Annotated in this window: 25 protein-coding genes and 1 pseudogene; 11 read left to right on the top strand and 15 right to left on the bottom strand. The window is 53.9% G+C overall.

What is annotated here, in order from left to right; genetic code table 11:
* From KQJ18_RS10380 to pmrD, 6 genes are all read left to right on the top strand, one after another.
* A partial coding sequence (locus tag KQJ18_RS10380; protein WP_253297475.1) for a thiamine pyrophosphate-dependent enzyme occupies positions 1–352 on the top strand: 352 nt, incomplete at its 5' end.
* Entirely contained in the window at positions 349–1,107 is a 759-nt protein-coding gene (menH, locus tag KQJ18_RS10375) for a 2-succinyl-6-hydroxy-2,4-cyclohexadiene-1-carboxylate synthase (protein WP_085047818.1), read from the top strand. The genes KQJ18_RS10380 and menH, both read left to right, overlap by 4 nt.
* A 14-nt stretch (positions 1,108–1,121) precedes the next feature.
* Complete coding sequence (gene menB, locus KQJ18_RS10370; protein ID WP_038642278.1) at positions 1,122–1,979, top strand: 1,4-dihydroxy-2-naphthoyl-CoA synthase; 858 nt, start codon at positions 1,122–1,124, stop codon at positions 1,977–1,979.
* A complete protein-coding gene (menC, locus tag KQJ18_RS10365) occupies positions 1,979–2,941 on the top strand; it encodes an o-succinylbenzoate synthase (protein WP_038642276.1) in 963 nt (320 codons plus the stop codon). The genes menB and menC overlap by 1 nt, the downstream gene beginning before the upstream one ends.
* Positions 2,938–4,350 carry an o-succinylbenzoate--CoA ligase gene (gene menE / locus KQJ18_RS10360; RefSeq protein WP_216421916.1) on the top strand — a complete coding sequence of 471 codons (1,413 nt, stop codon included), beginning with the start codon at positions 2,938–2,940 and terminating at the stop codon, positions 4,348–4,350. Before menC ends, menE begins: the two co-directional genes overlap by 4 nt.
* Positions 4,351–4,445: 95 nt before the next feature.
* Positions 4,446–4,709: a signal transduction protein PmrD gene (gene pmrD, locus KQJ18_RS10355; protein WP_087857366.1), complete on the top strand. Its 264-nt coding sequence runs from the start codon at positions 4,446–4,448 to the stop codon at positions 4,707–4,709.
* A 2-nt stretch (positions 4,710–4,711) separates the two neighbouring features.
* Here pmrD and arnF read toward each other — a convergent pair whose 3' ends face one another.
* The 8 genes from arnF to nudI form a co-directional block, all read right to left on the bottom strand.
* The gene (gene arnF / locus KQJ18_RS10350) at positions 4,712–5,098 is read right to left on the bottom strand and encodes a 4-amino-4-deoxy-L-arabinose-phosphoundecaprenol flippase subunit ArnF (RefSeq protein ID WP_110497346.1); all 387 of its coding nucleotides are present in this window, start codon (positions 5,096–5,098) and stop codon (positions 4,712–4,714) included.
* Complete coding sequence (gene arnE, locus KQJ18_RS10345; RefSeq protein ID WP_042307126.1) at positions 5,098–5,433, bottom strand: 4-amino-4-deoxy-L-arabinose-phosphoundecaprenol flippase subunit ArnE; 336 nt, start codon at positions 5,431–5,433, stop codon at positions 5,098–5,100. The genes arnF and arnE overlap by 1 nt, the downstream gene beginning before the upstream one ends.
* A complete protein-coding gene (arnT, locus tag KQJ18_RS10340; RefSeq protein WP_216421915.1) occupies positions 5,430–7,085 on the bottom strand; it encodes a lipid IV(A) 4-amino-4-deoxy-L-arabinosyltransferase in 1,656 nt (551 codons plus the stop codon). The genes arnE and arnT overlap by 4 nt, the downstream gene beginning before the upstream one ends.
* The gene (gene arnD, locus KQJ18_RS10335) at positions 7,082–7,984 is read right to left on the bottom strand and encodes a 4-deoxy-4-formamido-L-arabinose-phosphoundecaprenol deformylase (protein WP_216421914.1); all 903 of its coding nucleotides are present in this window, start codon (positions 7,982–7,984) and stop codon (positions 7,082–7,084) included. Before arnD ends, arnT begins: the two co-directional genes overlap by 4 nt.
* On the bottom strand, positions 7,981–9,963 hold the full coding sequence (arnA, locus tag KQJ18_RS10330; protein ID WP_216421913.1) for a bifunctional UDP-4-amino-4-deoxy-L-arabinose formyltransferase/UDP-glucuronic acid oxidase ArnA: 1,983 nt from the start codon (positions 9,961–9,963) through the stop codon (positions 7,981–7,983). Before arnA ends, arnD begins: the two co-directional genes overlap by 4 nt.
* The gene (arnC, locus tag KQJ18_RS10325; RefSeq protein WP_087857371.1) at positions 9,960–10,943 is read right to left on the bottom strand and encodes an undecaprenyl-phosphate 4-deoxy-4-formamido-L-arabinose transferase; all 984 of its coding nucleotides are present in this window, start codon (positions 10,941–10,943) and stop codon (positions 9,960–9,962) included. Before arnC ends, arnA begins: the two co-directional genes overlap by 4 nt.
* A 2-nt stretch (positions 10,944–10,945) precedes the next feature.
* Positions 10,946–12,085, bottom strand: coding sequence for a UDP-4-amino-4-deoxy-L-arabinose aminotransferase (gene arnB, locus KQJ18_RS10320; protein ID WP_087857372.1), 1,140 nt, complete (start codon positions 12,083–12,085; stop codon positions 10,946–10,948).
* Between the two features lie 291 nt (positions 12,086–12,376).
* Complete coding sequence (gene nudI, locus KQJ18_RS10315; RefSeq protein ID WP_038642256.1) at positions 12,377–12,802, bottom strand: nucleoside triphosphatase NudI; 426 nt, start codon at positions 12,800–12,802, stop codon at positions 12,377–12,379.
* A gap of 315 nt (positions 12,803–13,117) precedes the next feature.
* On the opposite strand from nudI, the gene KQJ18_RS10310 reads away from it, so the two are divergent.
* Positions 13,118–13,660, top strand: a complete 543-nt coding sequence (locus KQJ18_RS10310) for a YfaZ family outer membrane protein (RefSeq protein WP_038642254.1) — start codon at positions 13,118–13,120, stop codon at positions 13,658–13,660.
* 79 nt (positions 13,661–13,739) lie between these two features.
* Positions 13,740–14,936: a nicotinamide mononucleotide deamidase-related protein YfaY gene (locus tag KQJ18_RS10305; protein ID WP_042307141.1), complete on the top strand. Its 1,197-nt coding sequence runs from the start codon at positions 13,740–13,742 to the stop codon at positions 14,934–14,936.
* Positions 14,937–14,974: 38 nt separating this feature from the next.
* Here the strand turns inward: KQJ18_RS10305 and KQJ18_RS10300 are convergent.
* The 4 genes and pseudogenes from KQJ18_RS10300 to glpA all read right to left on the bottom strand — a co-directional run bounded on the left by KQJ18_RS10300 (position 14,975) and on the right by glpA (position 20,152).
* Positions 14,975–15,904, bottom strand: a pseudogene (locus KQJ18_RS10300) (Rpn family recombination-promoting nuclease/putative transposase).
* A 183-nt stretch (positions 15,905–16,087) separates the two neighbouring features.
* The gene (gene glpC, locus KQJ18_RS10295) at positions 16,088–17,278 is read right to left on the bottom strand and encodes an anaerobic glycerol-3-phosphate dehydrogenase subunit GlpC (RefSeq protein WP_038642250.1); all 1,191 of its coding nucleotides are present in this window, start codon (positions 17,276–17,278) and stop codon (positions 16,088–16,090) included.
* Positions 17,275–18,534: a glycerol-3-phosphate dehydrogenase subunit GlpB gene (gene glpB, locus KQJ18_RS10290; protein ID WP_110497358.1), complete on the bottom strand. Its 1,260-nt coding sequence runs from the start codon at positions 18,532–18,534 to the stop codon at positions 17,275–17,277. Before glpB ends, glpC begins: the two co-directional genes overlap by 4 nt.
* The gene (gene glpA / locus KQJ18_RS10285) at positions 18,524–20,152 is read right to left on the bottom strand and encodes an anaerobic glycerol-3-phosphate dehydrogenase subunit A (RefSeq protein WP_038642246.1); all 1,629 of its coding nucleotides are present in this window, start codon (positions 20,150–20,152) and stop codon (positions 18,524–18,526) included. Before glpA ends, glpB begins: the two co-directional genes overlap by 11 nt.
* Before the next feature lie 270 nt (positions 20,153–20,422).
* Between glpA and glpT the strand changes: the two genes are divergently transcribed.
* Both glpT and glpQ read left to right on the top strand, forming a co-directional pair.
* A complete protein-coding gene (glpT, locus tag KQJ18_RS10280) occupies positions 20,423–21,781 on the top strand; it encodes a glycerol-3-phosphate transporter (protein WP_038642244.1) in 1,359 nt (452 codons plus the stop codon).
* A 3-nt stretch (positions 21,782–21,784) separates the two neighbouring features.
* Entirely contained in the window at positions 21,785–22,852 is a 1,068-nt protein-coding gene (gene glpQ, locus KQJ18_RS10275) for a glycerophosphodiester phosphodiesterase (RefSeq protein WP_038642242.1), read from the top strand.
* 60 nt (positions 22,853–22,912) lie between these two features.
* Here glpQ and KQJ18_RS10270 read toward each other — a convergent pair whose 3' ends face one another.
* Positions 22,913–23,791, bottom strand: coding sequence for a LysR family transcriptional regulator (locus tag KQJ18_RS10270; protein WP_085047836.1), 879 nt, complete (start codon positions 23,789–23,791; stop codon positions 22,913–22,915).
* Positions 23,792–23,952: 161 nt separating this feature from the next.
* On the opposite strand from KQJ18_RS10270, the gene KQJ18_RS10265 reads away from it, so the two are divergent.
* Complete coding sequence (locus tag KQJ18_RS10265) at positions 23,953–25,143, top strand: MFS transporter (protein WP_038642238.1); 1,191 nt, start codon at positions 23,953–23,955, stop codon at positions 25,141–25,143.
* A 3-nt stretch (positions 25,144–25,146) separates the two neighbouring features.
* Here the strand turns inward: KQJ18_RS10265 and yfaE are convergent, their stop codons facing one another.
* A complete protein-coding gene (yfaE, locus tag KQJ18_RS10260) occupies positions 25,147–25,401 on the bottom strand; it encodes a ferredoxin-like diferric-tyrosyl radical cofactor maintenance protein YfaE (RefSeq protein ID WP_038642236.1) in 255 nt (84 codons plus the stop codon).
* Positions 25,401–26,160, bottom strand: a 760-nt coding sequence (gene nrdB, locus KQJ18_RS10255; RefSeq protein WP_216421912.1) for a class Ia ribonucleoside-diphosphate reductase subunit beta, incomplete at its 5' end; no start/stop codon positions are given. The genes nrdB and yfaE, both read right to left, overlap by 1 nt.

Raw genomic sequence — 26,160 nt, 5'->3', positions numbered from 1 at the left:
CGGTGATTTATCTGCACTGTATGACCTCAATGCGCTGGCGTTATTGCGTCAGGTTTCCGCGCCGTTTGTCCTGATAGTGGTCAATAATAACGGTGGGCAGATATTTTCCCTGCTGCCGACGCCGGCAAGTGAACGTGAACGGTTCTATCTGATGCCGCAGAACGTGCACTTTGAGCATGCCGCGGCCATGTTTAACCTCAAATATCAGCGCCCAGAAAACTGGGAGCAACTGGAGAGCGCGTTGACAAATGCCTGGCGTACTCCTGCGGCAACGGTTATTGAGCTGGTGGTGAACGAAACTGACGGGGCGCAAACCCTGCAGCAACTGCTGGCGCAGGTAAGCCATCTATGATCCTGCACGCCCAGGCGACCGTTAGCCAGAGTGGATCACCCTGGCTGGTTTTCCTGCACGGGTTCTCCGGCGACTGTCGGGAATGGCAGACGGTCGGCGAAGCGTTTCAGGATTATTCGCGGCTGTATATCGACCTGCCGGGACACGGCGGTTCCGCCGACATCAAGGTGAGCGGGTTCAATGATGTTTGTGCGTTATTGCGTAGCACCTTGCTTAGTTACAACATACTTAGCTACTGGCTGGTGGGCTACTCTCTTGGCGGCAGAGTCGCGATGATGGCGGCCTGTCAGGAGATGCCCGGACTTTGCGGTCTGGTCGTTGAAGGTGGACATCCTGGTTTGCAAAGCGAGGAGGCGCGCGTTCAACGTCGCCTTTCAGATGGCCGCTGGGCCGCGCGTTTTCGCGCTGAACCGCTGCGTGAGGTATTTAATGACTGGTATCAACAGCCGGTATTTTCCTCGCTGAATGCGGCGCAAAGAGAGACGCTGGTCGATCTGCGTAGCCAGAATAATGGGCATACGCTGGCGGCGATGCTGGAGGCCACCTCGCTTGCCGTACAACCTGATTTACGTGCGCGACTCACTGCGCGCACATTTCCGTTTTATTATTTATGTGGTGAACGTGACGATAAATTCCGCGCGCTGGCGACGGAAATGTCAGTACCAAACCATGTGATTCGTAATGCCGGACACAACGCGCATCGGGACAACCCCGCTGGCGTGGTGGACTGTCTGGCTCAGATTCTGCGTCGCTGACTATAGGACATTTTATGATCTATCCTGATGAAACAATGCTTTACGCACCGGTAGAATGGCACGATTGCTCTGCAGGCTATACCGACATTCTCTACGAGAAATCCACCGATGGTATCGCCAAAATCACCATTAATCGTCCGCAGGTACGCAATGCTTTCCGTCCTGTTACCGTAAAAGAGATGATCCAGGCGCTGGCGGATGCCCGCTATGACGATAACATCGGCGTGATCATTTTGACCGGTGCGGGTGACAAAGCGTTCTGCTCAGGTGGCGATCAGAAAGTGCGTGGCGACTACGGCGGATATCAGGATGACTCCGGTGTGCATCACCTGAACGTGCTGGACTTCCAGCGTCAGATTCGTACCTGCCCGAAACCGGTCGTGGCGATGGTGGCAGGGTACTCCATTGGCGGCGGCCATGTGCTGCATATGATGTGTGACCTGACCATTGCGGCGGAAAACGCCATCTTTGGTCAGACCGGCCCGAAAGTGGGTTCCTTCGACGGCGGTTGGGGTGCCTCTTATATGGCCCGTATCGTTGGTCAGAAAAAAGCGCGTGAGATCTGGTTCCTGTGCCGTCAGTACGATGCGCAACAGGCGCTGGATATGGGCCTGGTCAACACCGTGGTTCCGCTGGCAGATCTGGAGAAAGAGACCGTACGCTGGTGCCGTGAGATGCTGCAAAACAGCCCGATGGCGCTGCGTTGCCTGAAAGCGGCGCTGAACGCCGACTGCGATGGGCAGGCAGGCCTGCAAGAGCTGGCCGGTAACGCCACCATGCTGTTCTACATGACGGAAGAAGGTCAGGAAGGCCGTAACGCCTTTAACCAGAAACGTCAGCCTGACTTCAGCAAATTCAAACGGAATCCGTAATGCGTAGCGCGCAGGTATACCGCTGGCAGATCCCCATGGACGCGGGGGTGATTCTGCGCGACAGGCGGTTAAAAACGCGTGACGGGCTGTATGTTTGTCTGCGTGACGGCGAGCGTGAAGGGTGGGGAGAGATCTCCCCGCTGCCAGGCTTTAGTCAGGAAAGCTGGGAAGAGGCGCAAACCGAGCTGCTGGCCTGGGTGAAAGGCTGGCTGCAAGGGGATGCTTCTTTACCACAACTGCCTTCTGTCGCTTTTGGCGCAAGCTGTGCGCTGGCCGAACTGGCAGACGCTCTGCCGGAGGCTGCAGACTATCGTGCTGCGCCTCTGTGTACGGGCGATCCTGACGATCTGGTGCTGCAACTGGCGGATATGCCGGGCGAAAAAGTCGCCAAGATCAAGGTTGGGCTGTATGAAGCGGTTCGCGACGGGATGGTAGCCAATCTGCTGCTGGAGGCGATTCCGGAGCTGCATCTGCGACTTGACGCCAACCGTGCCTGGACGCCGTTGAAAGCCCAACAGTTCGCGAAATACGTCAATCCAGAGTATCGTGGACGCATTGCCTTCCTTGAAGAACCATGTAAAACGCGCGATGACTCACGCGCATTCGCGCGTGAAACCGGCATCGCTATCGCCTGGGACGAAAGTCTGCGCGAAGCGGATTTCACCTTTGAAGCCGAAGAGGGTGTCAAGGCTGTGGTTATCAAACCGACGCTGACCGGTAGTCTCGACAAAGTGCGTGAACAGGTTGCGGCAGCGCATGCCCTTGGTCTCACCGCCGTTATCAGTTCATCTATTGAGTCGAGTCTTGGCTTAACCCAACTGGCGAGAATTGCCGCCTGGCTGACGCCGCAGACCATTCCGGGTCTGGACACGCTGAGTCTGATGCAGTGCCAGCAGGTACGCGCCTGGCCGGGTAGCGCGTTGCCGTGTATTGCCGTTGATGCGCTGGAACGCCTGCTATGACCTCATGGGAAACGCCTGCTAGCGCGAGCTTAGCGGGCACTGACTGGCCCTGGCGCGACTGGCGACAGGTTCGTGCGCAGGCGCCAGCCCTGCGCCTCAACGATGAAGTATTAAGCTGGAGTGAGCTTTGCACGCGCGTCGATCATCTGGCCTGCGGGTTTGCCGCTCAGGGCGTGGAAGAGGGCGATGGCGTCCTGCTCCGCGCATGGAATCATCCGCGAGCCTTACTGGCCTGGCTCGCGCTGCTGCAATGTGGGGCGCGGGTTTTACCTGTGAACCCGCAGTTGCCACAGTCGTTGCTTGACGCGCTGGTTCCGGACTTAACGCTACGTTTTGCGTTGGATCTGGAGGCGGCTACCGCGTTCCCGGGGCTGAATCCGTTGCAGATGCAGGCGCTACCTGGCGCACATGCCGCCGCGTGGTTGCCTCAGCGCTTGAGCACAATGACGTTAACCTCAGGTTCCACCGGATTGCCGAAAGCGGCGGTTCACACCTGTCAGGCGCATCTGGCAAGCGCGCAGGGGGTGCTGTCATTAATGCCGTTTGGCGCTGAAGATGACTGGCTGCTTTCACTGCCGCTGTTTCATGTCTCCGGCCAGGGTATTTTATGGCGCTGGTTGTTTGCCGGAGCGCGAATGACCGTGCGCGACAAGCAGCCGCTGGAACAAATGCTGATCGGCTGCACCCATGCCTCGTTGGTCCCTACTCAGTTGTGGCGCTTGTTGGTCAATAAAACGCCGGTTACGCTCAAAGCGGTGCTGCTGGGCGGCGCGGCTATTCCTGTTGAGTTGATGGAGCAGGCGCGCGATCAGGGGATTCGCTGCTGGTGCGGTTATGGACTGACGGAATTCGCTTCCACCGTCTGTGCGAAAGAGGCGGATGGTCTGGCAGATGTCGGTTCAGCCTTAGCGGGCAGAGAAGTCAGAATCGTGGATGACGAAGTCTGGCTGCGTGCGGCCAGCATGGCGCAAGGCTACTGGCGCAACGGGCAGCTTACCCCTCTGGTTAACGCGGAAGGCTGGTTTGCCACCCGCGATCGTGGGGTGTTAAAGGACGGCAAATTAACCATTATCGGTCGCATGGACAATCTGTTTTTTAGCGGCGGGGAAGGCATACAGCCAGAAGAAGTGGAACGCGTGATTGCAGCGCATCCGCAGGTTCTGCAGGCCTTTATTGTCCCATTAGAAGATAAAGAGTTTGGTCATCGTCCGGTGGCGGTCGTTGAGTATGACACCGATGCTGGTGACGCCAATCTTGCAGAGTGGGTTCAGGATAAGCTGGCCCGTTTTCAGCAACCGGTTTGTTGGCTGACGTTGCCGCCCGAGCTCAAAGCCGGAGGGATTAAAATCTCTCGTCGCGCGTTGGCAGATTGGGTAAGTGCTTCATCATTAACATTAAGAAAACATTAATTACATTTCTCATTTTTGCCATTCCGTCGCTATTGTCGTTTTGTTTATCAGCTAAAGTGTAACCTGATGTGAAATTGATTAACAAAAGGTGCGCTATGGAATGGCATGTGAAGAAGTCTTGCTGTCATAAGAAAGCAGGGAGGCTCTATATCGTACTTTGCGATAGCGGTGGATCACTTAAGATGCTTGCTGAGGCGCAATCTTCCGAGCAGGTTAAACCTGGCGATCTCCTTTCGCCGCTGAAAGACGCCCAGTATTGTGTTAATCGTGATGCATCTCGCGTGATTAAAATAATCGATGCCAGACAGTACATATGTGACGAATGGGAGCGCCTGGTACGACTGTCGGCAGATAAATGAGCTCAGCGCCGATGCTGGTCAGCAGGCAGAAAAATCGCCATTAAACCCGCCATGATGCACAGTACCCCAGCCAGCGCTTTCACTGAAAATGTGCCCTGCCAGCCGGGCAGAATCATGGATGCGATCCAAACCAGAACATAGCTGAGGCTGAGCAGGGCATAAGCCTTGCTCAGGGCGAGCTGATGCAGGGCCTTATGCCAGCAAATTACCGACAGTAAATATCCCGCCAGCCCACTAAAAAGAGCAAATGCGCCAGTGTTGAGGGCGAATACGGCGGATAGAAATTTCAACGGTTGCAGCATCGGCGGCAGATTATCCATCGCAAAGCCGAGACTCAGTTGGGCGGCCGAGGTGATAATAACGCTACATAATCCCCAAAAAATGCCCATTACACCGCGCTCCCAAGAATGAATATGCCGGCGATTATCAGCCCCACACCCAGCCAGTGGCGCGTTGCGACCGGTTCGCGCCAGATTTTCCAGGCGGCCAGCGTCACCCAGACAAAATTCAGGCTCAGCATGGGATAGGCGATGCCAACAGGGATATTCTGCAACACCACCAGCCACAGCAGCATAGCCAGGCCGAGGCTTGCCAGGGCCAGCCCAATCCATTGCGTAATATGGCGTTTTCGCCTGCCTGATGGTACCGGACGGGTTGCCTGCTTCTGGCATAACTGTCCGCATACGCTGAGCAGGCTGGCGAAAATTAAGACTATCCAGATCATTTCGGTCGATACTGAATCAGGACCAGGCGCCCCTGATTATCGATATAATCAGCGGGAGGAATGGCTAGTTGATTAATATCTTCATTCTTATCAATCGAGAGCACGAGGGTAATATTTCCTTGCTGACGGTGTTGGGCTAACCAGTCGGCAAAGTCCGTCCGACTGACAAAGCGCCCGTGGGCATCCGGATAGTTGAGGCCGTATTTCAACTCGCCTGTTTGTCCGTATAGCATGATGTCGTCACGCTTCAGGCTCCAGGCCAGCCCCGCAGCGACGCCAACGCTGTCGGTGAGAATATAGCGGCTGGATTCCAGCGACTCTTTGGTCATCTCGACAAAAAACTGCGGTTGTTTAGATTCCATGACCCGATCGGGAATGGAGAAGCCAAACAACAGCGCCAGTCCTAATGGGCAAAACGCGGCAAATTGCCAGTTCTTCTCGCGGTTATTTAACGTATACCAGCCAAAGAGCGTCCAGGTGAGAAAAATACCCCATGCACAAAAAACCTTATAGGTTTCGATATGCGACCAGACAGGCGTTTTCAACGGTCCCAGCGTGGAAACAATAAACGTGGCGATAATGCCCGCCACACCAAACAGAACGTTGATCCAGCCATTCACACGCAGCGCGGCTGAACCTTTTTGCGCGGCCCGCAGGCCGAACCGCGCCGTTAATATCGCCAACGGCGCGAAGCAGGAAAGAATATAGGTCGGCAGTTTTCCTTTTGCGATGCTGAAAAACAGGATCGGCATGATAATCCAGCTTAGCAGGTATAGTGTGCTGCGCGAAACATCGCGTTCCCGCCAGCCCGTGCGTAGCGCGCCGGGAAGCAGCCCGAGCCACGGTAACGCGCCAGCCAAAAGCACGGGAATGTAGTACCAGACAGGGGCTTTATGTTGGGCATCATCCTGGGCGAAGCGTTGAATGTGTTCGACCCAAAAGAAATAATGCCAGAAGTCCGGCTCACGCTGAGCAATCGCAACTCCCCACGGCAGCACAATCACGACGCAGCCGACGACTGCCAACAGGCCGTAGATGATCAGGTCTTTCCAGCGTTTTTGCACGAAAACCCACGGCAGTACGCTGAGCACAGGAACGGCAAGCGCCAGAAAACCCTTGGTCATCACGCCCATGCCGCAGGTTAACCCTAACAGCAGAAAGGCGATGATTTTGCGTGTTCTGGTCGTGGCCTGCATCCCCTCCCAAAAGCAGCACATGCCCGCCATGAGCCAGAGTGCGATCATAGGATCAAGTACCGCGTAGGTACCGATGCTATAGACCGAAAAAAAGGTTAAAAAGATGACTGAAGAGAGTACTGCGGTACGCTTATCCTGCCATATTCGCATAGTAAGCCAGGCTACCAGTAGCGCAGTCAGCAAGGTGGCAAAAATAGCGCCCGCTCTGACGCCAAAATTATTGGCGCCAAACAGCCATTGCCCGATGCTGTTCAACCAGTATCCGGCAATCGGTTTTTCAAAATAACGCAGCCCTAAAAAGTGCGGAACGATCCAGTCGCCAGAGGTCAGCATCTCCCGGCTGATTTCGGCATAGCGCGTTTCATCAGGTTGCCACAGCAGACGACTATTAATAGGTAAAATAAAATACAGCGCGATAAAAGCGATAAATGCCAGGGCGTTACGTACCGATTTCATTGTGTCATATCCACGGGTTGCTGACAGCCAAGCCATCCCTCTCTGCCGGGAATTTTCCCACGCACGATCCGCCCTGTTGGCAGCGTACTGATATCGTCCGGTAGCAGCTCCCCGAGCGGGCAAAACGTAATCCCCATGTCGGCAGCGCGAGTAAGCAGCTCGTCAAAATTCTGCTGAAAGGCGATACCTTCCACTTCTGCATGAATGGTGTACACCGGCGTCCCTCTGCTCATCCGGATGTGGGAGAGAATATAAGCGTTAAAGTCCACCGCCTGGACCTCCTGACCCACCACTTCATCCCATGTGGGTAATGTGACAGGAATTTGCGGCGTACCTGTTTTCCCGGATGCCAGCACAGGACGGAATAACGACGTTCCCCGACAGTCGCTGTTATAGCGCAGATGGAACGTTTCTTTGGCATGGACGACGCGGTCATCGGCACGCCATCCCGCAACGGCGGAGCAGGTAACGGGCTGATTGATGATAGCTTCAAGGTCGGTAATGCCACGTGAAATATCGTCAATCAGCTCTTTGTCATTCCAGTTTCCGCTTCGCGCCTGCCAGGCATGGTGATCCCAGGCATGCAAACCGGTTTCATGAAGCAGGGCGGTTTGCGCAATAATTGCCGCATTGGCCTGGCCGATCTCTTTTCCCGGCCATGCTGTACCCGCCAGCAAAATATCCCATCCGTAGAGCGATGCTGCGTTTGAGCGCAGCATCTTCCACAGAAATTGTGGCTTCACAAGACGCCAGAGATGGCGTCCCATGTTGTCAGGTCCCACGCTAAAGAAAAAACTTGCCCGAACGTTATGTCGGTTCAATGTCTCCAGCAGGCGGGGCACGCCTTCGCGCGTCCCCCTGAACGTGTCGACATCAATGCGCAAGCCAACTTTGGTCATGATGTGTGTTCCGTGATATCCACACTGCGTAAGAAGAAGTCCAGCGTCTCTTCTACCGTTTCCTGCATCTCAATGGTGGGTTCCCAGTTCAGACAACGTTTTGCGTTACGAATATTGGGCTTACGATGCTCAACGTCCTGATAACCTTTACCATAGTAGGTGCTGCTTTCGACGTCGCGGAAACCGGCAAACGGCGGAAAATGCTGACGTAATGGATGTTTTTCAAAGCAGGAAAGCAGCATTTCTGCCAGTTCCTGAATACTCGCTTCGTTCTCCGGGTTACCGATATTGATAATCTCGCCGTCACAACGTCCGCCTTCATTTTCAATAATGCGGTACAGGGCTTCGATACCATCGCGAATGTCGGTAAAGCAGCGTTTTTGCTTGCCGCCTTCAATCAGCTTAATCGGTGAGCCTTCCACTAGATTGAGAATCAATTGGGTAATGGCGCGTGAGCTGCCGATTCGCGCGGCATTCAGACTGTCCAGACGCGGTCCCATCCAGTTAAACGGACGGAACAGGGTGAAGCGCAATCCCTCTTTTTCGCCGTATGCCCAGATCACGCGGTCCAGCAACTGTTTGGAAACGGAGTAGATCCAACGCGGTTTATTCACCGGACCGACGATCAGATTCGAGCTGTCCTCATCGAAGACTTTATCGGTACACATGCCGTAAACTTCGGATGTTGACGGGAAAATGATGCGCTTACGGTACTTCACGCAGTAGCGAATGATTTTCAGGTTCTCTTCAAAATCAAGCTCAAACACGCGCAGTGGGTTACGGGTATATTCGATTGGCGTGGCGATCGCGACCAGCGGCAATACGACGTCGCATTTTTTTACATGATATTCAATCCATTCGGAGTGAATACTGATGTCGCCTTCAACGAAATGGAAACGCGGATGTTGCAGGAAACGCCCAATGGCGTCGCTACCAATATCGAGTCCATATACTTCGTAATTGTCTTCTTGCAGCAGGCGCTCGGTCAGATGGTTACCAATGAAGCCGTTAACGCCGAGGATCAGCACGCGAGTACGACGTTTGCTGGTGGTAACTGACTGGCTGTTCAGACGAGAACCGGGTACGAGGCCCAGAACCTGCGCCAGCTGTGAGCCCTGCATTGCAATACCATCGCCAGCTTGCCCGGTAATAATCTCCAGTGCGCCATCGACACAGGCGATCAGCAAAGGCGACACGGAGATGACGGTGCCAGGTTGGGCTGCAAGGCTATTTGTGCAAACACGCGATGACCAGACGGTGAACTTTTGCGTGCCGACATAGCTAAATGCGCCCGGCCACGGATCGCTGACAGCGCGGACCTGGTTATGCAGCTCCGCGGCGGGTTTGTTCCAGTCTAGGAAGCTATCTTCCGGTGTGCGGCGGCCAAAACAGGTAGCCTCTGCTTCCTGTTGAGGGCGCTCTGCGTAATCCCCCGTTTTAATCGCGGGCAGCACCTGTTCCAGCAGGTGACGCGCAGCCTGGCACAATTTATGGTGCAGCGTTAACGCCACATCATCCGGAGAGATAGCGACAGACTGCTGGGCGATAATAGCGCCCGCATCCGCGCGTTTGATCATGCGATGAAGCGTGACGCCGGTTTCGGTTTCGCCATTGACCAATACCCAGTTCAGCGGCGCGCGGCCGCGATATTTCGGCAGCAGCGAGCCGTGCAGATTAAATGCTCCCTTGGGCGCAAGTCTGAGGATCTCCTCACTCAGTAAATGGCGATAGTAGAACGAGAAGATAACATCGGGTGCCAGTTGGCTAATGCGCTCGATCCACAAAGGATGATTAACCTCGTCCGGGGCGTAAACCGGAATACCGGCGCTGGCGGCGAGGCGGGAAACAGAGCCAAAAAACGCTTTTTCACCCGGGTTGTCGGTGTGCGTAAAAATTGCGGCGATTTCATAACCTGCATCCAACAAGGCCTGGACACCCTGACATCCCATATCGTGATAGGCAAATACGACGGCTTTCATGCGCGGTTTTCCTCGGTTGACTGCGTGGTTTGTGGGCGGATAACGTGTTGAACAAAATAGCGGGGGCGGGCGCGGACATCGTTATAGATGCGACCGATATATTCGCCGAGTAAACCCATGCCAATGAACTGTGCGCCGATAAAGGTAAACAGGACGGCAAACAGCATGAATACCCCTTCCGCGGCCCACTGCGGGCCGAGCGTCAGGCGCAACACAACAAGCAGAACGGACAACGTAAAGCCCGTGGCGGCAATCACGCTGCCGAGCAGGCTCAACATACGTAACGGCGTGGTGGTCAGACAGGTCACCAGGTCATACATCAGGTTGATCAGACGCATGAAGCTGTATTTAGAATCACCAAATTCACGCTCTGCATGGTGTACCGGGATCTCCGTGGCGCGACGGGCAAAAATGTTGGCCAGAATCGGAATAAAGGTGCTGCGCTCCTGACAATGCAGCATGGCATCGACAATATGGCGACGATAGGCGCGTAGCATGCAGCCGTAGTCGCCCATTGCTTTACCGGTAGTACGCTGAATCAGGTGGTTGATCATGCGCGAAGCGGTCTTACGAAATACACTGTCCTGTCGGTTCTGGCGTACCGTTCCGACCACATCGAAGCCTTCATCTGCGGTGGCGACCAGCCGTGGGATCTCCTCCGGCGGGTTTTGTAAATCGGCATCCAGCGTGATGATCAAGTCACCGCTGACATGGCTGAAACCAGCCATAATCGCCGAGTGCTGGCCGTAATTGCGGTTCAGCAGAATAGAAACAATATGGCTGTTCGGCGCCTGAGACGCGTCCATCATCAGTTGCGCGGAATGGTCGCTGCTGCCGTCATCGATCAGCAAGATTTCATACTCTTTGCCCAATTTTTCGCAGGCGGCGCTGGTACGTCTGATTAGCTCTGGCAGGCTTTCCTGTTCATTAAAAACGGGAATGACCACCGAGACTTTTTTGATCGGTGTTGCTTCAAACATGGTTATTGTCCTGCAATCTCGCGAAGTGCCGTAATAACTCGCTGGGTGTCAGTGGCGGTCATATCGGGGAACAACGGCAGCGAGCAGATGCGTGCGCTATTCCACTCTGTATTGGGCAGCGAAAGCGTGGTGAAGCGTTCGCGATAATATTTTTGCGTATGGGCCGCACGAAAATGCAGACCGGTGCCGATATTTCTGGCCTTCAGCGCTTCCATTAAGGCATCTCTGTTCAGGCCACAGCGCGCTTCGTCAACACGAATGATAAACAGATGCCAGGCGTGAACGTGAGACCACTGGGGCAGGCTCAACGGTTGAAATGGCGTATCGGCCAGCGCCTGTTGATACTCCCGGGCAATTTGTGCGCGGCGTGAGTTCAGTTGCTCCAGTTTCTTCAGCTGGACCAGCGCGATGGCGGCATTGATATCCGTGAGGTTGTATTTGTATCCTGGCGCCAACACTTCAGCCTGCGGCGCGCGGCCGTAGGTTTGTCGATCAAAAGCATCAACGCCCAGGCCGTGAAACTTCAGACTGCGAAGCCGCTGGGCAAGCTGGCCGTCGTCGGTAACAATCAGCCCACCTTCCGCACAGGTAATATTTTTGATGGCGTGAAACGAGAAAATAGCGGTGCCGTGCGCGCCGACATGACGATTCTTATATAACGTCCCTACGGCGTGCGCCGCATCTTCGATGATCGGAATGCCATAGCGCTCGCCAATGGCATAAATCGCGTCAAGATCGGCCGGGGCGCCTGCGTAATGTACCGGAACAATCGCTTTGGTTCGCGGCGTGATGGCCGCTTCAATTTGCTCTGGCGTGACCATGAGCGTATCACGATCAACGTCGACCATGACCGGCGTCGCACCCAGCAGGACAATCATATTGAGGGTAGAAACCCACGTCATTGATGGCGTGATGACCTCATCACCCGCACCGATGCCCAGCGCCATTAGCGTGATGTGCATTCCAGCGGTGGCGGAGCAGACGGCGACGGCATGCTGATTTCCCGTGAGCTGGCAGAAGGCTTGTTCCAACTGCTGATTTTGCGGACCGGTGGTTATCCATCCCGAGTCCAGAACCGCCTTCACTGCGGCAAGCTCTTCAGCTCCCATCGCCGGGCGAGAGAAAGGCAAAAAGTCAGACATCATTATTCCTTCAAGCCATTTAACGCACCGACGTTTTATTTTTCGCGATAAACAGGCGCGTCGTTAATTATTTATCAGGCTTCAAAGGTTAATGACTGAAGGTTAATTTATCCTTAAGAGTTTAAGGTTCGAGATATAAAGGAAAATAACGGTGTTTTTAACTTATTATTGTGAAATTAAATGAATTTTACAGAAATGGCGTGGCGTAAACGGCATTGCTGGTTGCTGTAGCCAGGTCAATGCAATGCCGCAATTCAGGAAGGTATTTTATGCCGCTATTAGAATGATAATTTACAGTAATCCTTTCAGGGTTAACGTTTTACGCGTGGCGACATTTAAGTCGTACGTGCCGAGATCTTCCGGTTTAACCCAGGCGAATGCCTGAAACTCTTCGTTAATGTTCACTTCACGATTCGCCGCGACACAATCAAAGATGAGGTAAATCATGTAAATCTCTTCCTGGCTGCCATCGGCATAGGTTTTGGTGCGAATATCATCACTGAAGGTCCAGGGGGTAATTTCTGACAACACGAGCTGTTCGCCCAGTTCTTCCCTTACTTCCCGACGCAAAGCCTCTTCAATGCGTTCGCCCGCTTCAACACCGCCGCCAGAAAGCGCCCACTGGCCGGGGAAAACACCACGGTCATCAGCCATTTTGCACAGTAAATAACAGCCATTATTTTGAATTAATGGACAAACAATCGTTCTTTGGCGCATAGGTTGGATCCTTGTAGGGGATGCTGAGAATTCCATTGTGTACCCATCTTACCTTTTGCTGGCGGCAGAAAAAACGCTTCCGTGACGTTTAACCCTGCTTTATCAGGGGAGAAGGGGATGTTTGTTGAAAACGGGGGCCTGCTATGTCGATTCTGCAAATAGCCATGGAATTTAACCTTAACTCAAACTTGTAAGTAGTATTTGGTTACAATATGCCATTGCATCGCTTTTTTAGCTCATTGATTCCTTGTCATCTGGCAGTACAATTCCTCGGTTTTGGGGCTATGTTTTGATTCTTGCTGGAAAGGATAGAAAATGAAAAAAAGTTTAATGTTGGGTTTTGCCGGAATGCTGTTTGTTTCCGCATCGGCGAGCGCAATTAGCATTAGTGGCCAGGCGGGCGAAGATTACACCAACCTTGGGTTTGGTATGGGGACTGAATCTACCGGACTGGCGGTCAGCGGTAACTGGATGCATAACGATGACGACGGCGATGCAGCCGGTCTGGGACTGGGTCTGAATATTCCACTTGGTCCGTTGCTGGCAACCGTCGGAGGGAAAGGTATTTATACTAACCCTAATGATGGTGATGAAGGCTACGCGGCGGCAGTTGGTGGCGGTTTGCAGTGGCCGATTGGCGATAGTTTCCGCCTGTTTGGCGAGTACTATTACTCTCCTGATTCGCTTTCCAGCGGTATCGACAGCTATGAAGAAGCCAATGCCGGTGCGCGTCTGACAATTATGCGCCCGCTGAGCATTGAAGCCGGTTATCGCTACCTGAACCTGGCGGGTAAAGATGGCAACCGCGATAACGCGATTGCTGATGGTCCGTACGTTGGGGTTAACGCCAGCTTCTGACATTTCTGGCGCGGCGTTCAGTCGCGCCTTCCCCCCTCCATGCGCTATAGTGTTTTCATCATAAAAGCAGGAGAACACGATGTTAAACGTGGAGATGCTATCCACCGGGGATGAAGTGTTGCACGGACAAATCGTCGACACCAATGCCGCCTGGCTGGCTGATTTTTTCTTTAATCAGGGATTACCGTTAACCCGCCGTAATACGGTAGGGGACAATCTTGACGATTTGGTCGCTATTCTACGTGAGCGTAGCGAACACGCCGATGTGCTGATCGTTAATGGCGGTCTGGGGCCAACCAGCGATGATTTAAGCGCGCAGGCGGCGGCAACGGCAAAAGGCGAGGGGCTGGTATTGCATGAAGCCTGGCTGGCCGAGATGGAGCGTTATTTCCGCGACCGTGGCCGCGTCATGGCGCCGAGCAACCGCAAACAGGCTGAGCTTCCTGCCAGCGCTGAATTTATCAATAATCCTGTCGGCACCGCGTGCGGGTTCGCCGTGAAGCTAAACCGCTGCCTGATGTTCTTTACGCCTGGCGTGCCATCGGAATTTAAAGTCATGGTTGAGCATGAGATTCTGCCGCGTTTGCGTGAGCGTTTTTCTCTGCCTCAACCACCTCTCTGCCTGCGATTAACCACCTTTGGCCGTTCCGAAAGCGATCTGGCGCAGAGTCTGGATCCGCTGCCTTTGCCGCCGGGAGTGACAATGGGTTACCGCTCGTCGATGCCGATTATTGAGCTGAAGCTGACCGGGCCTGATTCCCAACGAGACGCCATGCTGGCGCTGTGGCCTGAAGTGAAGCGGGTTGCCGGGCAGAATATGATATTCGAAGGTACGGAAGGTTTGCCTGCGCAAATCGCCCGCACATTGCAGGAGCGACAATACAGTCTGACGCTGAGCGAACAGTTCACCGGTGGCTTAGTTGCACTCCAGCTCTCTCGCGCTAATGCTCCTCTGCTAGCGAGTGAAGTGGTTCCACCTCAGGAAGAAACGCTGGCGCAAACGGCGCACTGGATTACCGAGCGACGCGGCAAACACTATGCCGGGCTGGCGCTGGCAGTATCGGCATTCGAAAGCGAACATATCAACTTTGCGCTGGCAACCCCGGATGGGACACATGCCTTGCGCGTAAGGCTTAGCGCTAATCGCTACAGTTTGCCGATTCGTCAGGAAGTTTGCGCGATGATGGCGCTGAATATGCTGCGTCGTTGGCTAAACGGCCAGGATATCGCCAGCGAACACGGCTGGATAGAAGTGGTTGAATCGCTGACGATTTAAACATTGATTGGGAAGGCTACAAACCTTCCCAACCTGACTCACTCTGTAACTTCGCCAGGCAATAGCCCGGTAATTAACTGAACCAAATTATGATCAATTCCATTTTCCAGCATCATGCGAGCGATACGTAAGGCTTCTTCTTGCGTACCTTTTTGCACTCCCTGTTCTAATCCTTGCTGTATCCCTTCTTGTAGGCCATGGTGGTGGCCTTCTTATCTTAGCCTCTCTGCGATCGTCATCAACCTCTCCTTGTGATGGGGGGAACGTTCGGCAACCTCATGGATAAATGCGCTGACGTGAGAAACATTGCCGTATCGTAGCAGGTAATTTAATAGCGTTTGCAGCTGGCTGTCATTAGCGGTGCTTGTAACTAAAAGCGAGACCAGACGGTCCACCAGCCCCATCAAATCACGATCGCGAATATGTTTTTGCATTAATTCAAGCAACGCGACGCGCCGATGCTGCGCAATCTAATCGTCCGGTATTACGGTGATGTCCACCAGCGGGAAAGCCTCTGAATACAGTTGTCGTGCCAGTTGCGGACAGTCAAATTCATCCAGCCAGTTGAGTGACCAGGGGTAGGGACTTTGCTGGCCGTGATAAAACAACATGGGAACGACCAGTGGCAGCGTTTTATTTCCAGCATCAAGATGATGCTGCATCGCAGCAATGGCATAACGCATCAGGCGAAATGCCATATGCTGTACCGCTGTACTCTGATGTTCAATAACACAATAAATATAACCCTGGCCTTCGCGGGTTTTTAACGACCACAATACGTCGGAATAGAACGCGCGGAGATCCTGTTCGATAAAACTGCCGGGCTCCAGCTTCAGCGTTTGCAAATCGCATATTTCACGTAATGCTGGAGGAAGGTGAATATCCAGAAAATCCCGAGCCATCTCAGGGTAAGACATTATCTTCTTAAAAACGGCATCATGCGGTGTAGCGGTGGTTGATTCATCCATGGTAGTCCGTCACGTGAAGGAGAAGATGGCATGACGGTACTCACTTTTAATCAGAGCTGCATTGGGGGATTTGGCTATTTGCGTGAGTGAATCAGAGATAAGTACGCCCGATTGCAACGTATTCAGATAGGCGGAACAGAGTACGCAAAAATGCCCGGTAACAAACGCCACCGGGCAACAGAGTTAACCTAATGCTTTGGCAAGCAGGGTGATCGGATGTTCACAGCGAAGGCTTGTAGACATCTCTATCTGCCATTTACAGGTTTCACAGTCGGTGACAACGATATCGGCACCGCTTTCTTCAATCTGGCGGAATAACGGTGCGCCAATCGATTGTGACGTCGGGTAGTTTTCCTTTTTAAAGCCGTATGTTCCGGCGATTCCGCAACACTGAGAATCTAACACCGTCAGCTCCAGTCCCGGAATTTGGCGCAGCAGCTCCAGCGTGTAGAGCGTCCAGCCCATTTTCTCCATATGGCAAGGCGTGTGATAGACCACTTTCAGCGGTAGCGTCTTCAGCGGCAACGTTTTGCCTTCATCCAGCTTGCGCCACAGCCAGCGGGTCGCCAGCTCAATATGTTCGCGCAGGCCGGTGTTGTCGACGTCCAGCACTTCCGGGTACTCATCGCGGAGTGCAAAGGTACAGGTTGATGAGGTGGCGATCACCGGAATACCTTTCCCGTCAATTGCTTCCCTGAGCGAGGCCACGTTGCTGACCGCCTGTTTGCGCGCTTTATCGGTAAAGCCGTTGGCGATCAGCGGTACGCCGCAGCATTTCTCTTTGCTCAGCAGCTGTACGCCGGTTCCCATGGCGTTCAGGACCTTGATCAGGTCTTTGCCGAGTTGCGGATGGTTGTAATTAACAAAACAGCCGTGGAAAAAGGCGACCTGCTCCGGATACTGCGCCTGCTGTGCGGCAACGCTGCGATACCAGCGGCGGAACGTACCAAAGGAGTATTTCGGCAGCGTACGGCGATGGTCGATTTTCAGCGCGTAGTCCAGCAACTGGCGTACCGGTTTCAGCGAGGTGGCGGTATTCACTATCGGCGCGAACGGGGTGGATACACTTCCCATTAAATCCGTATGGCTTAAAACAAAATTACGCAGCGATGGACGCGTAGTGTCATATTTGGCGCGCGCACGCTGGATGATATCGCCAATTTTCACATCTGACGGACACGCCACTTCGCAGCGCTTACAGTTGATGCAGTATTTCAGCGCATCGTCGTATAACGCGCCATCTTTCAGACGCAGACGCTCGCCGTCCGGTCCGGCCTGTTTTGGGCCAGGGTAGCCCGGATTGACGCGGCTTACCGGGCAGGCGGTGGTGCACACCGTGCACTTGATACAACTTTCAAAACGTGTGTCGCTCATTGCTGTCCTCCTGCACGTTTCGCAATGTCATGTGCGGCGTGTAAGGCGCTGACTGCGCATACGCCGCCTCCGCAACCCTCGGCAATAGGGTCAAAACCACCGAGAACAGAACCGATGGCATACATGTTCTCTACCGTTTTCCCCGCCAGCGACGGGCGCAAAGTGGCATCGGTTGTGACGCCAAACTGTTGCCACGGTTGCGGATCGAAGACATCACGCTGATACCACTCGGCGCGGGTGGCGGTTTGCTGTACATCCAGTCCGAGGATCGGTTCGTGAATGGCCTCGCGCGTGGCGACCAGACCGCTGCTAAAAAAGCTGCCGCTGGCGAGCACGGCGAAGCGTGGACGCAACGGGATATCGGCATGGTTACGGGTCCAGACTTCATTGACGACGCCATCCTGACAGGTGATTTTCTTCACTTCATCACCCGGCATCCAGACACCGCCCTGGCGTACAAACTGGCGCTGTAATTTGTTGTGCAGACGCATACCCAGTACCGAAGGCGGTAGAGTCGGTAACAGCGTCAACGAGCAGGGAAGGCGCTCGTTAAGCCAGTGCCAAAGGCGCTCATCCGCCAGGCCGAAACAGGCTGGCATAATAATCATGTCGCAGGTTTTTGCCAGTGGCAGTAAAGCATCATAGAGCAGCGACCATTTATCTTCGTTGTCCAGCAGGCGCGCAATATTGACAGCGCGAAACTCGGTTGGATTATCACGTAGGACATCCAGTTCAGGCAGATCGATTTCCGCCGTCTCGACGCTGAGATTGCGCTGGCGCAGCGAGGCCGCGGCGAGATGCGCCTGAAAATCCAGTAAACCGCTGATACCGACAACGCAGATACGCTGTGCGGACAGTGGCCACACCGGAACTTCTGGGGAACTTAACCAGGTTGAGCGCAGGGTTCCCAACGGGGTTACGCGTTGATGTGACTGGTGTACTTTGCCCTGCAAATGCGTTCCGCATTCTTCCAGCAGATCCTGCGCCTGCTGGGCAAGATCCAGGACGTTCTGTGTTCCGATGATGCTATACGGATGCGTGGGCGCCTGAGTACGCAGCGCATTCAGACCGGCTTCTATCTCCATCACCGGTTGACCATCGGGCAAGTTGCTGAGCAAATCCAGTGAGCCGGAGGAAAAATGCAAGGCGCTTTGGCCGCGCGTGACAATCGTACAGCGCAACCCGCTTTTTTGCAGTTGCAGGCCGCACAGCAGTCCTGCCAGGCCGCCGCCGATAATGACGGTATCAAATTTCATCCTGGTGCTCCTTTTCCAGACCGCACAATCCCTGATAGACCCAGCGCGTGAATTCGCTTTCGCGCAGCGCGTCGCCCCAGGCGATAGGCTGCACGCCTTTCCAGCGCTCGTTGAGGAAATCGGAAAGCTGGGTAATAGATTGCGCAGCGGTGGTGACATTAAAACGTTGCAGCAAACCTGCGGCGCGGCAGGCGCACAATTCGCCCTGGCAGGTCCCCATACCAACGCGGGTACGGCGACGCAAATCCAGCAGGCTGTTGACGGTTAAATTCTCGACGGCGTATTGCACTTCGCCCGCAGTGACCGCTTCACATTCACAGACCAGGCTACGGTGCTGACGACCTTCGCTAAGCCATGCCGGGGTGCGATCGCCGTGACGGTAGACCGCCGAACCGCGCAACGGCGCGGGCAACGAAATTACGCGTTTCAGCGTGTGCTCGGTGGATTCCTGCGAGCCGGGCAGCGCGGTGTCTGCTGTGGTGCAAGGTTGAGAATTGCCCAGCTTACGGCAAACGGCATCGGTGGCCCATTCCGCCATCAGACGGTAGGTCATCAGTTTGCCGCCGGTAATGGTGATAAACCCATCCAGTCCGTCACGTTCAGCGTGATCGAACAGCACAATACCGCGGCTGACGTTACGACCGCTTGGATCGTCGTCGCTGGCGACCAGCGGTCGCACACCGGAGTAGGCGCGTAAAATGCGTGTTTTCGCCATAATCGGCGCCAGTTTCTCACCTTCGCGCAGCAGAATATCGACCTCTTCTGCGGTGACGCGGTTGCTGTCGATATCGTCGTAATCAATGTGCTGCGAGGTGGTGCCAATGAGCGAAATGGTATCGCCAGGCACCAGAATATCGGCGTCAGAGGGTTTACGGCAGCGGTTAATGACATGCTGGTTTATGCGATGATCCATAATCAGCAGCGATCCTTTGGCCGGGAACATCCGGATACTCAGATCGGCATATTCGGCAATGCGCTGGCCCCAGATCCCGGCGGCATTCACCACCACCGGCGCATGCAGGGACTGCATCTCACCCGTCAGGTGATTGCGCACGTTAACGCCGCAAACCGTTGTCCCTTCGCGAATCAGCCCCGTCACTTCATGGGCCGTTAAGATAACTGCGCCATGCTCACGCGCATCCAGCATGTTGGCGGCGGTTAAGCGGAAGGGATCGACCGTACCGTCCGGCACTTTGACCGCGCCAATCAACTGTGGGTTGACGGAGGGTTCGATAATGCGCGCCTGCTGAGGGTCAATCGCTTCTGCGCGAATACCGGCCTCTTCACAGGCGCGAATGAAGGTAGCCTGGAAGGAGAGCTCATCCTCCGGCAGGGTAATAAACAGACCGTCCGTCGGCTCAACGCAATGACGGGCGATACGTTTCAGAATCTGGTTTTCGCTGATGCACTCACGGGCAGATTCAGCGTCGGTGACGGCGTAGCGCGCACCGCTGTGCAGCAGGCCATGGTTACGTCCGGTCGCGCCCGTGGCGATATCGTGGCGTTCCACTAAGATGACGCGCAACCCGCGCAGCGCACAGTCGCGTGCGATCCCTGCACCTGTTGCTCCTCCACCAATGATAATCACGTCACTTGTTTGCGAGTCGCGAGTTTTCATTGTTTTTCCTCACAGTTCGTTTTTTATCATTTAGCCACATAAAAAACATGGATTGTTTGATTTCGCGCATAATCGCTCATTATTCGAAAATGAAACGTGATTTCGTGCGCCTTTATGAACATTTGTCATAAATCTGTAACAATTTGTGCTGCGTTTCACATTTTTGTTAGGTATCTTTCCTTAACATCGCGGCCACACTGGAAGCGGTAGGGTAGTAATGACGAACTGCAGTGTTTACTTCGAATGAAAGACGGCCACGGAGGCTACGCTATGTTGAGTATTTTTAAACCAGCGCCACATAAGGCGCGTTTGCCTGCTACGGAGATCGACCCGACATATCGTCGATTGCGTTGGCAGATTTTCCTGGGGATTTTCTTTGGTTATGCCGCGTACTATCTGGTACGTAAGAACTTTGCCCTGGCGATGCCATATCTGGTTGAGCAGGGTTTCTCTCGCGGCGATCTGGGTTTTGCCTTGTCCGGTATCTCCATCGCTTACGGATTTTCGAAATTCATCATGGGGTCCGTTTCGGATCGCTCGAATCCGCGCGTTTTCCTGCCAGCAGGTTTGATTCTGGCTGCCGCAGTGATGTTGTTTATGGGCTTTGTGCCGTGGGCGACATCGAGCATTGCGATTATGTTTGTGCTGCTGTTCCTCTGCGGATGGTTCCAGGGGATGGGGTGGCCGCCGTGTGGCCGTACCATGGTGCACTGGTGGTCGCAGAAAGAACGTGGCGGCATTGTTTCCGTCTGGAACTGTGCGCACAACGTGGGCGGCGGTCTGCCTCCTCTGCTGTTCCTGCTCGGTATGGCCTGGTTCAATGACTGGAAAGCGGCGCTGTATATGCCTGCTTTCGGTGCGATTGTGGTTGCGCTGTTCGCCTTTGCGATGATGCGAGATACGCCGCAGTCCTGCGGTCTGCCGCCTATCGAAGAGTATAAGAACGACTACCCGGACGATTACAACGAGAAAGCTGAAGAAGAGCTGACCGCCAAGCAGATCTTCATGCAGTACGTACTGCCAAACAAACTGTTGTGGTACATCGCTATCGCCAACGTGTTCGTTTATCTGCTGCGCTACGGCATCCTGGACTGGTCACCAACCTACCTGAAAGAAGTGAAGCATTTCGCACTCGATAAATCATCCTGGGCCTACTTCCTGTATGAATACGCGGGTATTCCGGGCACGCTGCTGTGTGGTTGGATGTCGGATAAAGTCTTCCGTGGCAACCGTGGCGCGACCGGCGTGTTCTTTATGACGCTGGTGACTATCGCGACCATCGTTTACTGGATGAACCCGGCAGGTAACCCGAACGTTGATATGGCTTGTATGATTATCATCGGCTTCCTGATCTACGGCCCGGTCATGTTGATCGGTCTGCACGCGCTGGAACTGGCGCCGAAAAAAGCGGCGGGCACGGCGGCAGGCTTTACCGGACTGTTCGGTTATCTCGGCGGTTCTGTGGCGGCGAGCGCCATTGTCGGCTACACCGTTGACTTCTTCGGTTGGGACGGCGGCTTTATGGTGATGATTGGCGGTAGCGTGCTGGCGGTCATTCTGCTGGTGGTCGTCATGATTGGTGAAAAACGTCACCATGAAGAAGTACAGCTGAAACGTAACGGGGGCTAATTAATGAAAACCACATTGAAAAGTCTCAGCGTGGCGCTGATGCTGGCTGGTATGGTTGTTAGCAGCGCGGCGGTCGCCGCCGATAAAATCGTGATTGCGCATCGTGGGGCAAGCGGTTATTTACCGGAGCATACGCTGCCCGCGAAAGCGATGGCCTATGCTCAGGGCGCGGATTATCTGGAGCAGGATTTGGTAATGACCAAGGATGACCATCTGGTCGTCCTGCATGACCACTATCTGGACCGCGTCACCGATGTCGCTGAGCGTTTTCCGAATCGTGCGCGTAAAGATGGACGTTATTACGCCATCGACTTTACGCTGGACGAGATCAAATCGCTGAAATTTACCGAAGGCTTTGATATCGAGAATGGCAAAAAGGTACAGACTTACCCTGGGCGCTTCCCGATGGGTAAATCTGATTTCCGCGTGCACACCTTCGAAGAAGAGATAGAGTTCGTTCAGGGACTGAATCACTCAACCGGTAAAAACATCGGCATTTATCCGGAAATGAAGGCGCCGTGGTTCCATCACCAGGAAGGGAAGGACATCGCAGCGAAAACGCTGGAAGTGCTGAAAAAGTACGGGTATACCAGCAAAAACGACAAGGTTTACCTACAGTGTTTTGATGTCGCGGAGTTAAAGCGCATTAAAAATGAACTGGAACCAAAGATGGGGATGGATCTCAATCTGGTGCAGTTGATTGCGTACACTGACTGGAATGAAACCCAGGAGAAAAAGCCGGACGGTAGTTGGGTTAATTACAACTATGACTGGATGTTTAAACCGGGTGCCATGAAGCAGGTGGCGCAGTATGCGGACGGCATTGGGCCGGACTACCACATGCTGGTTGATGAGAAGTCGAAAAAAGGCAATATCTCGTTAACTGGCATGGTTCAGGACGCGCATCAGAACAAGATGGTGGTGCATCCTTATACTGTTCGTGCCGATCAGCTACCGGATTACACCACTGACGTAAACCAGCTGTATGACATTCTGTATAACAAGGCGGGCGTTGACGGGTTGTTCACCGACTTCCCCGACAAAGCAGTGAAATTCCTGAATAAAGAGTGATGGCACAAGGCCTGTGATGCACCTCCGGTCACAGGCCTCATTGGGTAACGTTATAAACTGTTAGATAAGGCCGTCTGCTGTCAACGTTTCCATACAAGCCTGCAGGAGAAATAAAGGGCTGCCGTCCACCGGCGGCTCTTTTGCCAGTAACGATATCTGTCGATAGAACGTCGGCTCCAGCGCCACCGAGCGTATCTCCCCGCCAACGGCTTTCAGCGTTAACTCCGGTAATAACGCAATACCCAGCCCCTGACGAATAAAACTCATCGCGGTATCCGGATGGTTAAATTCGTATTTAATAACCGGCTCGATACCTTTCTCTTTAAATAGCGTCATGATGCTTAATTCATAGCGACCTTTACTGATAATCAGCGGTTCTCCCACCAGTTGTTCAACCGTAACCGCGGTATGGGCTGCCAGAGGATGGCTTTCGGGAACCACGACGGTAAATTTGTCGCGATAGACCGGTACGCAGTACATGCCGCTCACCGGAAAATGCACAAATCCGGCATCAATGTCCCCACTGCGCAGGGAATCAACGATCGCCGTGCTGTTTTCTTCGAAGGGAATGATTTTGATGTGCGGATGATGCTGTTCGAAGTGGTGGATAATGCCCGGTAAAATGCAGGCGCAGGCGCTGGGAAAGCAGCCGATGCGCAGGGTTCGGGCTGGGTTTTTTCGCTCCTGCTCGGCAATCTCTTTCACCGCGTTGGTTTCTGCAACGATCATGCGCAGGTGCGGAACGATCCGCCTTCCAACCGGGGTGAGCTGAATGTCTTTACGGCGCTCGCGGATAAGACATTCGACTCCCAACTCTTCTTCAAGCGCCGAAATGGCCTGGCTTACAGCGGATTGGGTCATATACAACCGCTTACTGGCTTCGGTAAAACCGCCGCATTCAAGCACGGTAAGCAGGGCGTGGATCTGGGTTAATGTCATTAGTTCCTTCTAATTAACAATATTAAAACGATTAATTTCTCTAATATGATGAATCTGTTTACACTTGCGGTCTACCGTATAAATCACATTTTGACGCACCTCTCCGTTGCTCAGTTGAGCTGAGCGTTGCCTGCGTGCGCCGTCTGGACAGGCTGTCGAATATGAAAGAAAAACTGTGGACGAAAGATTTTTGGGCAATCACGATAATTAGCTTCATTATATTCTTTGTGTTTTATGTCCTGCTTACGTTATTACCGATCTATATTTCGGATCGCCTGCACGCCACGCCAGATAAAGCCGGCTTATTGGTCACCTTCTTTTTAGGTGCCGCAATTGTTGTGCGTCCGTTCGCCGGGCAATGGGTGGGGAAATATTCGAATAAAACGATTCTGGTGCTCTCTTCTCTGGCCTTTTTGGTTGTCACTGCGCTGTATCCTGTTTGCCACTCAATTGAATCGCTGCTGTTTATTCGGGTGCTTCATGGGGTGACGTTTGGCGTCATTACCACGGTAAAAGGAACGATTTCCGCGCGGCTGATACCGGCCTCCCGACGTGGGGAGGGCATCAGTTTTTTCTCGTTGGCCATGGGACTGGCAATGGTTGTGGGGCCGTGGGTAGGGTTGAATATGGCACGCTGGGAAGCTTTTACCACCGCATTCTGGCTGTGTAGCGCGGTTGCCGTACTGGGTATTATCCTGTCATTGATCGTCGCCGTACCGCCGGTCATCCGTCATGCCGACGGCTCAAAACCGAAGCTGGGATTTGCGGCAATGTTTGATCGCGCCGCGCTGCCTTTCGCGATGGTGACGTTTTTCATGACTTTCTCCTATGCGGGTGTTTCTGCTTTTCTCGCGCTGTATGCGCGCGAGTTGGATCTGATGGCCGCCGCCAGTAATTTCCTGTTGTGCTACGCCATTTGTCTGATGATCTGTCGAACCTTTACCGGCAATATTTGTGATAAAAAGGGGCCGAAATACGTGGTATATCCGTGTTTGCTGGCCTTTACCATCGGACTGGTGGCGCTTGGCTACACCAACGGCAGTATCATGATGATTATTGCCGGGGGATTAATCGGCATTGGTTACGGCTCAGTCACGCCGGTATTCCAGACACAAATTATTAGCTCGGTGGAGCCGCATAAAATTGGCATCGCCAATTCGCTTTTCTTCAATGCGATGGATGCGGGAATGGCGATCGGCGCGTTCATTATGGGGATGATGGTCGAGGGCGTGGGCTATCGGGCGATTTATCTGGTAGGGGCGCTGCTGGTGGTTTTAGCCGGGGCGCTGTACATTGCGCAGATGAAGCGCCGCGGGGCGATGCCGTTAGTTAGCGCACACGAAGTGCACTAACCGTTACAGCTCGATTTCAATATCGCCTTTTGCCCGGCAACAGCAGGGCAATATTTCGCCCGGCTGAATAAAGGCCAGAGGCTCGGCGATCCAGTCCACCTGTCCCGCCACCAGGCGGGTACGGCAGGAACCACAGTAACCCTCACGACACTGGTATTCGACTTCAACATTGTGCGATTCGAGTGCGGCAAGCAGGGAGGGGTGTTCATCCTGGCACAGCAGCTGTGTGCCAGAGATGCGCAGAGTAACGCGGCCCATCAGAGCTGGAAGTTACTCAGATCGTCGGTATCAACCTCGGAGTCGATCTGGCCGACCAGATAGGAGCTGACTTCCACTTCCTGCGGCGCAACCTGTACGTTATCGGACACCAGCCAGGTGTTGATCCATGGGATCGGGTTAGAACGCGTCTGGAACGGCAGATCCAGCCCAACAGCCTGCATACGAATGTTGGTGATGTACTCAACGTACTGGCACAGAATATCTTTGTTCAGGCCGATCATCGAACCGTCACGAAACAGATAGTCCGCCCACTCTTTCTCTTGCAGCGCGGCCTGCACGAACAGGTCGTAGCACTCTTGCTTACACTCTTCTGCGATTTCCGCCATCTCTGGGTCGTCTACACCGCTGCGCAGCAGGTTCAGCATGTGCTGCGTACCGGTCAGATGCAGGGCTTCGTCGCGGGCGATCAGACGAATAATTTTCGCGTTGCCTTCCATCAGTTCACGTTCGGCGAAGGCGAAGGAGCAGGCGAAGCTGACGTAGAAGCGAATGGCTTCCAGCGCGTTCACGCTCATCAGGCACAGGTACAGCTTTTTCTTCAGCTCACGCAGATTCACGACAACCGTTTTGCCATTAACGCTATGGGTGCCTTCGCCGAGAAGATGCCAATAGCTGGTCATCTCGATCAATTCGTCATAGTAGCTGGAAATGCCTTCCGCGCGCTTCTGGATCTGCTCGTTGGTGACGATATCGTCAAACACCACCGCCGGATCGTTGACGATGTTACGGATGATATGG

It is taken from the genome of Citrobacter sp. S55_ASV_140 (assembly GCF_018919505.1).
Classification (GTDB): Bacteria; Pseudomonadota; Gammaproteobacteria; order Enterobacterales; family Enterobacteriaceae; genus Citrobacter; species Citrobacter werkmanii.
Note: the sequence above shows the minus strand (reverse complement) of the source record. Positions and strands in the feature narration are given on the sequence as shown.

Excerpts from the sequence above, each read along its gene's own strand:
- glpT (WP_038642244.1), top strand. The coding sequence starts at position 20,423 with ATGTTGAGTATTTTTAAACCAGCGCCACATAAGGCGCGTTTGCCTGCT.
- KQJ18_RS10265 (WP_038642238.1), top strand. The coding sequence starts at position 23,953 with ATGAAAGAAAAACTGTGGACGAAAGATTTTTGGGCAATCACGATAATT.
- pmrD (WP_087857366.1), top strand. The coding sequence starts at position 4,446 with ATGGAATGGCATGTGAAGAAGTCTTGCTGTCATAAGAAAGCAGGGAGG.
- menE (WP_216421916.1), top strand. The coding sequence starts at position 2,938 with ATGACCTCATGGGAAACGCCTGCTAGCGCGAGCTTAGCGGGCACTGAC.
- glpQ (WP_038642242.1), top strand. The coding sequence starts at position 21,785 with ATGAAAACCACATTGAAAAGTCTCAGCGTGGCGCTGATGCTGGCTGGT.
- arnT (WP_216421915.1), bottom strand. The coding sequence starts at position 7,085 with ATGAAATCGGTACGTAACGCCCTGGCATTTATCGCTTTTATCGCGCTG.
- arnC (WP_087857371.1), bottom strand. The coding sequence starts at position 10,943 with ATGTTTGAAGCAACACCGATCAAAAAAGTCTCGGTGGTCATTCCCGTT.
- glpB (WP_110497358.1), bottom strand. The coding sequence starts at position 18,534 with ATGAAATTTGATACCGTCATTATCGGCGGCGGCCTGGCAGGACTGCTG.
- arnB (WP_087857372.1), bottom strand. The coding sequence starts at position 12,085 with ATGTCTGACTTTTTGCCTTTCTCTCGCCCGGCGATGGGAGCTGAAGAG.
- arnA (WP_216421913.1), bottom strand. The coding sequence starts at position 9,963 with ATGAAAGCCGTCGTATTTGCCTATCACGATATGGGATGTCAGGGTGTC.
- menC (WP_038642276.1), top strand. The coding sequence starts at position 1,979 with ATGCGTAGCGCGCAGGTATACCGCTGGCAGATCCCCATGGACGCGGGG.
- nudI (WP_038642256.1), bottom strand. The coding sequence starts at position 12,802 with ATGCGCCAAAGAACGATTGTTTGTCCATTAATTCAAAATAATGGCTGT.
- menH (WP_085047818.1), top strand. The coding sequence starts at position 349 with ATGATCCTGCACGCCCAGGCGACCGTTAGCCAGAGTGGATCACCCTGG.
- yfaE (WP_038642236.1), bottom strand. The coding sequence starts at position 25,401 with ATGGGCCGCGTTACTCTGCGCATCTCTGGCACACAGCTGCTGTGCCAG.
- KQJ18_RS10305 (WP_042307141.1), top strand. The coding sequence starts at position 13,740 with ATGTTAAACGTGGAGATGCTATCCACCGGGGATGAAGTGTTGCACGGA.
- KQJ18_RS10270 (WP_085047836.1), bottom strand. The coding sequence starts at position 23,791 with ATGACATTAACCCAGATCCACGCCCTGCTTACCGTGCTTGAATGCGGC.
- arnE (WP_042307126.1), bottom strand. The coding sequence starts at position 5,433 with ATGATCTGGATAGTCTTAATTTTCGCCAGCCTGCTCAGCGTATGCGGA.
- arnD (WP_216421914.1), bottom strand. The coding sequence starts at position 7,984 with ATGACCAAAGTTGGCTTGCGCATTGATGTCGACACGTTCAGGGGGACG.
- KQJ18_RS10310 (WP_038642254.1), top strand. The coding sequence starts at position 13,118 with ATGAAAAAAAGTTTAATGTTGGGTTTTGCCGGAATGCTGTTTGTTTCC.
- glpA (WP_038642246.1), bottom strand. The coding sequence starts at position 20,152 with ATGAAAACTCGCGACTCGCAAACAAGTGACGTGATTATCATTGGTGGA.
- menB (WP_038642278.1), top strand. The coding sequence starts at position 1,122 with ATGATCTATCCTGATGAAACAATGCTTTACGCACCGGTAGAATGGCAC.
- arnF (WP_110497346.1), bottom strand. The coding sequence starts at position 5,098 with ATGGGCATTTTTTGGGGATTATGTAGCGTTATTATCACCTCGGCCGCC.
- glpC (WP_038642250.1), bottom strand. The coding sequence starts at position 17,278 with ATGAGCGACACACGTTTTGAAAGTTGTATCAAGTGCACGGTGTGCACC.